We start from the raw sequence: 12,152 nt of genomic DNA, 5'->3' as shown, positions 1-12,152 counted from the left end.
GGTGATCCAATTGATGAATAAAAGACTTTTTTTAAGTTTATGTGCTGCGAGTGTTGTAACAATTTCTGGTTGTACAACAGTAGCTGACATGGCAGGCGCAGATACAGCGACTTTAAATGCTCAATCTGCTCAAGGTTTTAATAAAATGGTGCAGGAAGCACGTGGTAAGGGTGCGCTAGATACTAGTTCTAGTACATATAACCGCATTAATTCTGTATTCAACCGTTTGAAACCGTATGCGAACCAGATGAACCAGACAGGTCAGCCATTTAGCTGGCAGTTGGCAGTGTTAAAGTCTGACACGATTAATGCCTATGTAGCACCAGGCGGTAAAGTTGTGTTCTATACCGGTATTGTCAATAAATTGAACCTGACTGATGCTGAAATTGCAGCAGTTATGGGGCATGAAATGACTCACGCCTTAGAGGAGCATGCAAAAAGTAAAATTGGCGCTCAGGCTCTAACTGATTTAGCTCTTGGTATTGGTCTAAGCTATGCTGGTAATAATGTCGGCCAACTTGGTACTGCTGCGGCTCAACTGGGTTCGCAAGTGGGTGTAGGCTTACCATATTCTCGTAGCTTGGAAAGTCGTGCTGACCAAGGCGGTTTAATGCTAATGGCGCGTGCAGGTTATAATCCAAATGCTGCGATTACACTTTGGGAAAAAATGAACAAGCTTGAAGGTGGTGGTGGTTCATCTTTCTTGTCTACTCACCCATCTAACTCTCAGCGTATTGGCGAAATGCGTAAAAACTTGCCTGCAGCAATGGCAGTTTATAATACCCGTAAATAAGATATAAATTTTTTATAGATAAAGAAAACGGATGCTTAAGCATCCGTTTTTTATTTAAGGCGCAGGGTTGGGCTGTTGAGTGTGAATGGCTTCAATACCTTGTAAAACTTCAGCAGATAATTCAATTTCAAATGCCTGAATATTTTCTTTAAGTTGGTCTAGATTAGTGGCACCAATAATTGTGCTGGTCACAAAGAATTGTTGTTTGATAAATGCTAATGCCATTTGGGTTAAGCTGAGTCCATGTTTCTCTGCTAGCTGTGCATATTGTTCAGTTGCCCATTCGCTTTGAGGGTTACTGTAGCGGCTAAAACGAGGAAATAATGTGACACGGGCATTAGCTGGACGTGCGCCATTTCTAAACTTGCCAGAAAGATAGCCAAACGCAAGAGGAGAGTATGCAAGTAAGCCAACATCTTCATATTTAGCAATTTCAGACATACCTAGTTCATAAGTACGGTTGAGTAGACTATATGGGTTTTGAACGCTTACAAATTTGCTAACACCTAGCTTTTCAGCCAAATGTAAAAATTTAATAGTGCCCCACGGCGTTTCATTCGATAAACCAATATAGCGAATGCGCCCGCGGTTAATCTCTTCTTGTAGGGCGAGTAATGTTTCTTCTAGAGGTGTCGTGTCGTAATCATTTTGAGCTTGTTGGTTGCCATAAGCTAGCGTACCAAAAAAGTTGGTATGACGTTCGGGCCAATGGAGTTGATAGAGGTCGATATAGTCGGTTTGGAGACGTTTGAGTGAACCATCTAGGGCTTTCGCAATATGATCGCTGTTGAAGCGCGTATGGCCTTCTCGGATGTGTGTTCCACCAAAGCCAGGTCCGGCAATTTTAGAAGCGAGAAAGACTTTGTCACGTTGACCATTTTGGGCAAACCAATTGCCAATGATCGTTTCTGTTGCACCGTAAGTTTCAGGTTTTGGTGGAACCGAATACATCTCTGCCGTATCCCAAAAATATAAACCGTGTGCCAAAGCATAATTGAGTTGTTGAAATGCTTCTTGCTGGGAGTTTTGCTCACCAAATGTCATGGTGCCTAAACAAATTTCTGGAAGCTTGAGGCCTGTGCGACTAAGTGGGTTAAATTGCATACAGCGTAATCCTTGGAAATTTTGAGTTAGCCTAACGGAGAATATGTATTCAACTTAAATCATAAAATTAGAATAGTTTGTAAGTTTTGTGTATTAACTCATTGTTGCATATAAAAAAAGCAAACCGAAGTTTGCTTTTGATTAAAAATTTAATAAATATTATTCGTCATCATCATAGTCGTCATCAGAAACAGGTGCATCTTCTAATGAAACATCAAAAATAAGAATAGCTTTACCATCTGTTTGGATCATGCCTTGATCTTCTAAGGTTTTGAGTACACGGCCAACCATCTCACGTGAACAACCTACAATACGGCCAATTTCTTGACGAGTAATACGAATTTGACGACCATTCGGCAAAATCATTGCTTCTGGCTGTGAAGATAGGTCGATTAAACAACGTGCGATACGGCCAGACACATCGATAAATGCAAGATCTGTCATTTTACGGGTCGTATTTTTTAGACGGCGAACGAGCTGTGCAAAAACAGCATAACTTAAGTCTGGATATTGTTTGCTAAGTTCGTGGAAGTTGTCATAAGAAATTTCTGCAATTTCACAGACATCACGAGTACGAACTTCAGCTGTACGTTGAGGGTTCGGTTCGAAAAGCCCCATTTCCCCAAAGAAGTCGCCCGGATTCAAATATGCAACAACAATTTCACGTTCATCATCTTCACGTAAAATAATTGAAACTGAGCCTTTTAAAATTAAATATAAAGATTTCGACTCTGTTCCGGCATCAACAATTGTGGTTCGTTTTGGATATCTGTTGATGTGAGCACGTTTTAACAATGCTTTAACGGATTCAGGTAGTTGCCCCGGGGATAAAGCATCTGTGCTGAGTTGTGAAAAATTTGAAGTCATGCTTAATATGTTCCGAATAGGGTAAACAATTCACACAAGCCCGAGATGAGCTATTACACAGAAGAGATGAAATTCCTTATCAACTCATTTTATGTTAGTGTACAAAACAAGGGTCTGTTGACATTTCACAGATGGTTGCGACATAAGACAATTCTTTTAGACGTTACCAACCAAGAGCTATGAAATTTAGCCATTCTAAATAAATAGATCTTAACAACGGAACGTACAAAATAACATGGTCTTGCGCTATGCCTGCACTGCTTAAATTGCAGCTCAGATTATGGCTGAAATTTCACAAACTATATAACAAAACTGGACAAAGGTTAGCCATTGTCTGGGCTTTGCGTCTTATTTGGATTAATTTTTAGCTCTAAAGCAATCCATAGATGAAATGTCAACAGACCCTGCTTAAATTTATAATTTTTTTTAGGTAGTTGCAATGCAAACAAGTGTACATTGGCTAGAGAATGTTGCTTTTGAAGCGAAATCAGATAGTGGGCATAGTGTCATCATGGACGGCTCACCTGAGTATGGTGGTGAAAACCGTGGTCCACGTCCTATGGAGTTGCTATTAATGGGACTTGGTGGGTGTGCTTCGTTTGATATTGTGACCATTTTAAAGAAATCTCGTCAAGATGTGACGAATGTTGTATGTAATTTAAAAGCTGAGCGCGCTGACGCAATTCCGGCTGTTTTTACTAAAATCCACTTACACTTCGTGGTAACAGGTAAAGCTGTGAAAGAAAAACAGGTTGCAAAAGCGGTTGAATTATCTGCCGAAAAATATTGTTCAGCGAGTAAAATGCTTTCTGATGGTGGTGTTGAAATCACCCATGACTTCGAAATTATTGAAGCTGAATAAGGTGTTTTTTTGATAGGTAGAAAAAAGAAGCTGACACTAGAGTTGGCTTTTTTATTGTCAAAAATAACTAAAAAATAAGAGGAGAAATGAAAGTGAATATTCGTGCTGCTAAATGGGAAGATACTCAGGCAATTTGTAATTTACTTAAACAGATGGGGTACCCACAACCACTCGCTCTTATCCAAGAAAAATTTGAAATACTACATAGCGATCCTAAATCACAAATTTTGATTGCTGAAGAGGAAGATAAAGTATGTGGCTTTTTATCCCTTTATTTTATTCCACAAATCGCCTTAAAAGGTGAATTTGCCAAAGTATGCTATCTATGTGTTGATGAAAATATACGAAGTAAAGGTGTTGGACATTTACTTTTGCAGCAGGCTGAGCAATTGGCAAGACAACGTGGTTGTGATCGAATGGAACTGCATTCAGGCGAACAACGGACATTGGCGCATCAATTTTACTTACGAGAAGGGTATGTCGATGCGCCAAAATATTTTCGAAAAGCTTTAAATTAGCGGGCAGTACCTAAGAACAATTGCGGATCTACTCGTGCATTATTGAGACTCATGCCCCAATGCAAGTGCGGACCTGTAACACGTCCAGTTTTACCCACTAAACCTAAAGTTTCTCCTTGGCGAATATGTTGGCCTTTCTCTACTTTAATTGCACTTAAATGGCAAAACATACTGATTAAGCCTTGCCCGTGATCAATCAATACGGTTTGACCATTAAAAAAATAAGATCCAGTTTGAATTACAACGCCATCTGCTGGTGCAACTACTTTTTGTCCCACTGGTGCAGGGATATCTAAACCTGAGTGGGGGGCGCGCTCTTCGCCATTAAAGAAGCGTTTTCGTCCAAAAGAGTTACTGAATTTCCCCGAAGTGGGGCGTATAAATTTTGGCAAGGCTTGCCATGTGCTCTGTGTAAATGAGCTATACACATCATTTTGTTCTTTAGCTTCTTGAGCGTAACGGTCTAACTGACTTTGATTTGGATTTACATAGTCTTGGTTAGTAACTTTAATCCGTTGCTCAGCGTAAGGATAGGATTTAATTTCTATTTGAATTGGGGCTTTATTGGTTTCAAGCTGTATAGTACCAAGAGGTGTAGATAAAGGGATCCCGAACACAGCATAACGCTGATGACCTTCTTGACTGATTAAAACTGGTTTTTGCTGGAAGTTGACCTGAGTAATATCACTAGTTAAGGGAATAACTGCGATTCCGCCAGCTCTTCGAGAGTCTTGGGGAAGCTCGGCAAAGCAGTAAAAAGGTATTGATGTAAAAAGCAAAGTAGAAATGAGTTTTTTTATTAACATAGCAACAATAATTTTATAAGAGAATATTCGAGATTATATCAGTAAGTTTTAATTAAGAGTTATTTTAATTTTTTTAACAATTGAATTCTAATTTTATTTATTACTTTATTTTAATAATTGATTGTTTGCTTATCTTTGTTTTTGTGATTTTATTTGTCTTATATTTTAAATTTTCTAAACTTAACTTTTTATTTTGATTGTTTATTAATTCTTAGTGTTTTTCTTTGATTTTAAATCTCTTGTTATTCTGGTTTTTATTGTCAATAATGATTTTTTGGTTAAATTTATAATCAAAATTTTAATTATTATATAAATATTTTAAAGGACTTTAATATAATGTTAAATATATCTTATGAAGATCGTTTTACTGAAATATGGAAATACATGCAACGAGGATTGGTTTATCCAGCCCCCCATGCAATTTTTACTACGGTTTGGCTTAATACCGAAATTACACGTGAAAAAATTCGTCAGTTAATGATCGCTGTGCGTCAAGAGGTCAATAAGAATCCAGCACTTTCTAGTAAAAATACAACTTTGGCAATTGGTATATCTTTTGATAATTGGGATGCAATTTGTAAAAAAGATAAGTTGTCACGACCAAAGGGAATGCAATTACATTATCCAGAAGAAAAAAATCCAAATGTCTCAGAAGTTTTCTCTGATTCTAATGGGAGTTTTAAAAATTCGGATGGCGACATTTGGTTGCATGTAAAAAGTGATGATGCTGATGCGTGTACAGTATTACAGAAATATATTGAGCATTTTTTAGCTTCAGACATTAAAGAAATATTTAGTCAGGTTACTGCTTCACAATCTAAAACTGGTCGCAATGGTAAGGTTTTAGGGTGTCGTTTTTCTGAAAATTTAAATAATCCATCTGATCCAATTTCACTGGCAAAACATACTTTAATTGGTGCAGAAGACATTGATCATTTTGGTGGCTCATACGTTTTATCTCAAAGGTTTTTAATTAATTGGGATCAAATCAATATGATGTCAGAAGATCAAATTGAAGATTTGATTGGACGTAAAACTGACGACACGATTATTCCAGACCGTGATAGCCGTTCGCACATTAAAGCTTCTCGTGTACAAGATGAAAATGGAAATACTACACCAGTTCTGCGTTTAGGCTTACCGTTTGGCCGTGCTGAGTCAAATTCAAGTTTTAGAGTGCCAAAATCGGTAACTAAAGCAGATGAAGCAGGGATTTATTTTGCTGGTTTTGCAAAAACTGCTGCAATTTTAGAAGAGGTTATGGCAAGTCAGATTGGGGCAATAGAAGGCTTTATGAATGACCGTCTATTCAATAGCCTTCATTCAGACTTGGGAGGAATATTTTATATTCCAAGTTTAAAAGATTTAGCATTAGATGATGCACCAGAATATTTAAATGATTTTAGTCGATTAGATAAAGATAACTGGAATTTTTTCCCAGGTATGGATTGGAATCGATTTGATCGCCATTATATGAATAGTTCCGATAATGGTTTGATGTACTACAATCATAGTAATTATCTTTTTAACATGGCAACTGGGCTAAATCCCCATAGTGAATTTTTTAAACCACCTTCTAATCGTATTTTAAGTTTACTTGAGAATACATTTTCTTTATGGCAAGACAACTGGTATTTCAACCGGAAACAAGAAGAAATTGAGCAAGGGGTGGATTATTATATTGATGAGTTTGACATCAGTGATAAGCCTGAAAATATCATGGGTTTATCTATTATGTTGCGCAAAGGTTGGGCTATTCGATTAAGCTTACAGTTATTCTCATCAGAAAATTATGGTTTCCGCGGACGGAAAATTTTATTAAAAAATGGTGAAATGATTCCGTATTCAACTGGGCGCGAATGTGAAGGTAAGGTCATTTATGGATCGGATACTTATCGCATTATGCCTGATGAAATTATTGTAGGAGCTATGCCAAATCTGACCTTGGGTGAAGGTCGTTATGTCATGAAGTATTTATCTGAAGAAGAACGTCTTCAGGGCTTTTTGCGTAATTTAAGTGAAGCATCGGGTGTTGGGCATGTTATTCCAAATTATAAAAAGGCACTAGATTTAGGTTTAGCTGGTCTACAACAAGAAATTGCTAAACATGCAAGCAATGCGCAGACTCCGGAGAAGAAAGACTTCTATGAAGCTTCAAGATTAGCACTAACTGGTATTTCTGAATATTTCTTAAATTACTCAAAGCTCGCATTTAAAGTCGCAGGCCAGATGCAAAAAGGACAAGAGTTCGAAAGAGATAATTTAATTGCAATTGGTCGACGAATGGAAAAGTTGTCGAAAGATAAACCGGACACATTTATTGAAGCAGTTCAATTTATTTTCACATTGCATAGTTGTTTGCATTTAAATGGTGAGCCAACAGCATTTGGACGTATGGATCAGCTGTTACAACCTTTCTTGGACAACCATTCGGCTAGGCCTGAACAGGCGCAAGAAATTATTGATGCCTTCTATATTAAGCTAGATGAAAAAGTACAACAAAACCGTATGTTTATGGAAGACCATCAACCTTTTGGTAATCTCGCAATGGGTGGTAGTTCGGGACCTTATCCTCAAGGTGCATCTTTGGGACAATGGATTCAACAGATTACAGTTGGTGGTACAGTCGCTGATGGTGAAGAAGACTTTTCTAAAACCAAACCAGCTTACAATGAGGTCACAAAATTATTTATTCGTGCATCAGGCCGGTTACCGTTAAATGCACCGTGTTTGTCTCTACGCACTCGCAAGGATATTCCTGAAGAAATTTTAGAAGTGGCTGCACATGCAATTTTATCTGGCGGTGCTCATCCAATTTTATTAAATGATGAAAAACTCATTCCTAGTCTTCATCAAAGTGGAAATGGTGTAGGGGGGGATGCACTCACTAATTTGCCAAATTGGAATTCTAAAGTCGATATTCGTTCAGCTCAAAATTATGCTTGCGATGGTTGTTATGAACCTCAGTTCCCTGGCGAAAACTGGTTTTCTTTAGGTGGATTCTCGACATTACAGCCTTTGGAGTGTGCACTAAATCAGGGTAAAACAATTTCAAGTGCGGGACAAAGTTATCTGTTTGGGCAAACTGTTTCATTAAATACGAAACCTGCCGATCAGATTGATAGTTTTGAAGAATTATTAGAGTTATACAAGCAACATTTTGAATTGCTCAATCGCAAGGCATTCAATGGGCAAATTCTAGGCTACGGTGCCAATACAGATATTTGTCCATCTCCAATTCTAAATGTCTTGATGGACGACTGCTTGGCTAAAGGGCAAGATTTTTATAGTGGCGGTGCTAAATATAATATTTATGGACCGTGTTATATCTCGCTCAGTAATACAATTAACTCGTTGTATGCCATTAAGGCGATGGTTTTTGACCCATTAACCGCAGTTACTACATTGCCTGAACTATTAGAGTGTCTCTGCTGTGACTGGGGATATAAAATGACTGAGCCATTTATTAGCAATTTAGCTGGTCATGCCCGTATTGCCGCGCAAGCTGATCGTTATAAGCGCTTACGTGAAATTGCTTTGGCACAACCACGTTATGGACGAGGAAACTCTGAAGTTGATGAACTAGGCGATGAGATTGTTAAAATGATTGCTGAGATATCAGTCAAGACATTTACTCATCCATGGCCACAATTCGCACAAAGCCTTAAAAATTTGGCTGAACGCTATGGTTCAAAAGAGCATCCGTTTGGTATACAGATTCAACCGGGTGTGGGAACTTTTGAAAATCATGTGGAGATGGGGGCATGGAATGGTGCGAGTGCTGATGGTCGCCGTTTAGGTACGACAGTAGCTTCTGATCTAAGTCCATCACCAAGTCCAGCAGATTTGGCAATTGATCATCAAAAAGTTGAGTTTAGCCGTGCTTTACAAGGTTTTAATGGTATTGGCACAGACTTAATGGCTGATGGAGCACCTACAGATTTTAATATTGGTGAAGACTTTGGCGTTAAAGAACTTGTAGCTATCCTGAAGCAATTCAGTCAAGGAAGTTCATCTAATATTTTAACAATAACAGTAGCTGACCCAGAAACATTTGCTCAAGCTGTGACATCACCTGAGCAATATAATTTGTTAAGAGTACGTACCGGTGGTTGGTCAAACTTCTTTACATCTGTGTTCCCTACTATTCAGGAGCAACACCAGCGTCGTCCTGTGTCGACGCCAGACCTACCTAAAGAAAAAACAGAACAAGCAAAATGTCCATTTCATCAATGGACTAATTGATTAGTTGTTTTAAAAGGCAGTCTTTTTAAATAAAGGCTGCCTTCAATTATTTTAATATTTAACAGTTATAACTATTAAAAATATCACAGCTTTCAAATTGCCATTTGTTATAAGAATTCAGATAAAACATGACATTTTTGCTTTCTCTTAAAAATTATACAAAATGTACTTGAAATAGATCGCTCACAAACCCATATTATAATGGAGTTTTACTCATTGTTATTTTAATAACATTATGAAAAATATATAAAAATTTATTTGAAATCCGAAAAAGTGTTCCCATTTATTACACAAGTACAAATTTGTTGTGAGGAATAACAAGAATGCGTTTTGAAAAATTTACAAACCGCTTGCAGCAAGCCCTTTCAGATGCTCAATCTTTAGCGATGGGTAAAGACCATACCGCGATCGCAGGTATTCATATTTTGTCTACCCTATTAGAAGAGCCATCAAATATTAGTTTGTTGCAACAAGCAGGTGCACGGTTACCTGAACTTAAACAAAAGCTTGAGCAAGCTATAAAAGATGCTCCGACCATTGCGAATCCGACTGGAGATGTCAATTTAAACCCTGAAGCCGTTAAAGCGCTTAATCTGGCAGATAGATATGCGCAAAAAGCAGGCGATGAATTTTTGTCAACTGACTGGGTTCTATTAGGGTTGGCAGAGACAGGCGAAACTAAAAATATTTTAAGTGCCGTAGGTGTAACTCCCGACAGCTTACGTAAAGTTATTGAACATATTCGAGGTAGTGACAAAGTCATGAGTAATAATCACGAAGATCAACGTGACTCACTTAATAAATATACGATTGATTTAACTGAACGTGCTTTAGCGGGAAAACTTGATCCGGTTATTGGGCGTGATGATGAAATCCGCCGTACTATTCAGGTCTTATCACGTCGTACAAAAAATAACCCTGTACTCATTGGTGAGCCGGGTGTTGGTAAAACCGCTATTGTTGAAGGTTTGGCGCAGCGTATTGTAAATGGTGAAGTACCAGAAGGCTTAAAAAGCAAACGAGTTTTATCATTAGATTTAGGTTCATTACTGGCTGGTGCTAAATATCGTGGCGAGTTTGAAGAACGTTTAAAAGCTGTTTTAAAAGATCTGGCAAAACACGAAGGTGAAATCATCCTGTTTATTGACGAGCTACATACGCTTGTAGGCGCAGGTAAGGGTGATGGCGCAATGGATGCAGGGAACATGTTAAAACCTGCATTGGCGCGCGGTGAGTTGCGCTGTGTGGGTGCAACAACCTTAGATGAGTATCGCCAATATATTGAAAAAGATGCAGCTTTAGAACGTCGCTTCCAAAAAGTATTGGTTGATGAGCCAAGTGTTGAAGATACCATTGCGATTTTACGTGGTCTAAAAGAGAAATATGCCACTCACCATGGTGTGCAAATTTTAGACTCGGCGATTATTGCAGCGGCAAAAATGTCTCATCGCTATATTACAGATCGTCAATTACCAGACAAAGCAATTGACTTGATTGATGAAGCAGCTTCTCGTATTAAGATGGAAATTGACTCTAAACCAGAAGCGCTTGATAAGCTCGACCGCCGTTTAATCCAGTTGAAAATGCAATTGGAAGCTGTAAAAAAAGATGAAGATGTAGGTAGTAAAGCCGAAGTCGCTCATCTTGAAAAACAGATTGCTGAAGTCGAGAAAGAATACAACGATCTTGAAGAAATCTGGAAATCTGAGAAGACTCTTGTAGAAGGAACTAAACAAGCTCAAGTTGAACTTGATAAAGCGCGTATTGCTTTTGAAAAGGCTCAGCGTGAGGGTGATTTGGCTGAAGCAGCACGTTTACAGTATGGTGTAATTCCAGAGCTTCAAAAACAACTTGAGCAAGATGAAGTTGCAGAAGAGAACGAAGAGCCAAAACTTATTCGTACTAAAGTAACTGAAAATGAAATTGCTGAGGTTGTTAGTGCTGCAACAGGAATTCCAGTTGCTAAAATGCTGCAAGGCGAGCGTGAAAAGCTACTCAATATGGAAGGCTTTTTACATGACCGCGTTGTAGGGCAAGATGAAGCCGTTGTAGCCGTTTCGAATGCAGTTCGTCGTTCACGTGCAGGCTTGTCTGACCCGAATCGTCCAAGTGGTTCATTCTTATTCTTGGGTCCAACAGGTGTTGGTAAAACCGAGTTAACAAAAGCACTGGCGAACTTCTTGTTTGACAGTGATGACGCCATGATTCGTATCGACATGAGTGAATTCATGGAGAAACATTCGGTTAGCCGTTTGGTAGGAGCACCTCCGGGTTATGTGGGTTATGAAGAAGGCGGTGTTTTAACTGAAGCTGTTCGCCGTAAACCATATAGTGTGGTGTTGTTTGATGAGGTTGAAAAAGCGCATCCGGATGTATTCAATATCTTGCTACAAGTGTTGGATGACGGACGCTTAACAGACTCACAAGGCCGAGTAGTCGACTTTAAAAACACGGTTATTGTGATGACATCGAACTTGGGTTCACAAGATGTACGTGAGCTAGGTGAGGGTGCAACAGACGATGAAGTGCGTACCATTGTAATGAATGCGGTAAGTCAGCATTTCCGTCCGGAATTTATTAACCGGATTGATGAGCTTGTGATTTTCCATTCACTCAAAAAAGCACAGATTCGAGGCATTGCCGATATTCAGTTGGATCGATTACGTTCACGTCTGGTTGATCGTGATATGAGTTTAACTGTAGATGACACTGCTTTTGATTTATTGATTGATGCTGGTTTCGACCCTGTATATGGCGCGCGCCCATTAAAACGTGCGATTCAACAACAGATTGAAAACACATTAGCTCAAAAAATCTTGTCGGGTGATTTTGTCGCAGGTGATACCATTTTAGTTAAAGGTGAAAATGGGCACTTAGTCTTCGATAAAATGAAACTCAGCTAAGCTTTTTCTGCTAAAACCGAAAAGAGAATATGGAAACATATTCTCTTTTTTTAT

Annotated in this window: 8 protein-coding genes and 1 pseudogene; 6 read left to right on the top strand and 3 right to left on the bottom strand. The window is 38.6% G+C overall.

Going from position 1 to position 12,152, the window contains the following annotated elements:
* Window positions 1-13 precede the first annotated feature (13 nt).
* Entirely contained in the window at window positions 14-793 is a 780-nt protein-coding gene (locus tag HL290_RS08720; RefSeq protein WP_080026580.1) for a M48 family metallopeptidase, read from the top strand.
* A 54-nt stretch (window positions 794-847) separates the two neighbouring features.
* Here the strand turns inward: HL290_RS08720 and HL290_RS08715 are convergent, their stop codons facing one another.
* The gene (locus tag HL290_RS08715; protein ID WP_198496212.1) at window positions 848-1,897 is read right to left on the bottom strand and encodes an NADP(H)-dependent aldo-keto reductase; all 1,050 of its coding nucleotides are present in this window, start codon (window positions 1,895-1,897) and stop codon (window positions 848-850) included.
* Between the two features lie 159 nt (window positions 1,898-2,056).
* Window positions 2,057-2,764, bottom strand: coding sequence for a cAMP-activated global transcriptional regulator CRP (gene crp / locus HL290_RS08710; protein WP_005041938.1), 708 nt, complete (start codon window positions 2,762-2,764; stop codon window positions 2,057-2,059).
* Window positions 2,765-3,005: 241 nt separating this feature from the next.
* On the opposite strand from crp, the pseudogene HL290_RS18650 reads away from it, so the two are divergent.
* The 3 genes and pseudogenes from HL290_RS18650 to HL290_RS08700 form a co-directional block, all read left to right on the top strand.
* Window positions 3,006-3,068 (top strand): annotated as a pseudogene (locus HL290_RS18650) (hypothetical protein); the annotation flags it as partial.
* Between the two features lie 135 nt (window positions 3,069-3,203).
* Complete coding sequence (locus HL290_RS08705; RefSeq protein ID WP_004642007.1) at window positions 3,204-3,626, top strand: OsmC family protein; 423 nt, start codon at window positions 3,204-3,206, stop codon at window positions 3,624-3,626.
* A 92-nt stretch (window positions 3,627-3,718) separates the two neighbouring features.
* Complete coding sequence (locus tag HL290_RS08700) at window positions 3,719-4,144, top strand: GNAT family N-acetyltransferase (protein WP_026056175.1); 426 nt, start codon at window positions 3,719-3,721, stop codon at window positions 4,142-4,144.
* On the opposite strand, the gene HL290_RS08695 is transcribed toward HL290_RS08700, so the two are convergent.
* The gene (locus HL290_RS08695) at window positions 4,141-4,950 is read right to left on the bottom strand and encodes a peptidoglycan DD-metalloendopeptidase family protein (protein ID WP_198496211.1); all 810 of its coding nucleotides are present in this window, start codon (window positions 4,948-4,950) and stop codon (window positions 4,141-4,143) included. The two genes, HL290_RS08700 and HL290_RS08695, sit on opposite strands and share 4 nt — an antisense overlap.
* A gap of 336 nt (window positions 4,951-5,286) precedes the next feature.
* Between HL290_RS08695 and HL290_RS08690 the strand changes: the two genes are divergently transcribed.
* Together HL290_RS08690 and clpB are read left to right on the top strand one after the other, a co-directional pair.
* Complete coding sequence (locus HL290_RS08690; protein ID WP_198496210.1) at window positions 5,287-9,195, top strand: Dyp-type peroxidase; 3,909 nt, start codon at window positions 5,287-5,289, stop codon at window positions 9,193-9,195.
* A gap of 323 nt (window positions 9,196-9,518) precedes the next feature.
* Window positions 9,519-12,098 (top strand): ATP-dependent chaperone ClpB, encoded by a 2,580-nt coding sequence (clpB, locus tag HL290_RS08685; protein WP_017389110.1) that lies wholly within the window; start codon window positions 9,519-9,521, stop codon window positions 12,096-12,098.
* Window positions 12,099-12,152 lie beyond the last annotated feature (54 nt).

The sequence above is a fragment of the Acinetobacter sp. AC1-2 genome, assembly GCF_016124155.1.
GTDB lineage: Bacteria > Pseudomonadota > Gammaproteobacteria > Pseudomonadales > Moraxellaceae > Acinetobacter > Acinetobacter calcoaceticus.
Note: the sequence above shows the minus strand (reverse complement) of the source record. Positions and strands in the feature narration are given on the sequence as shown.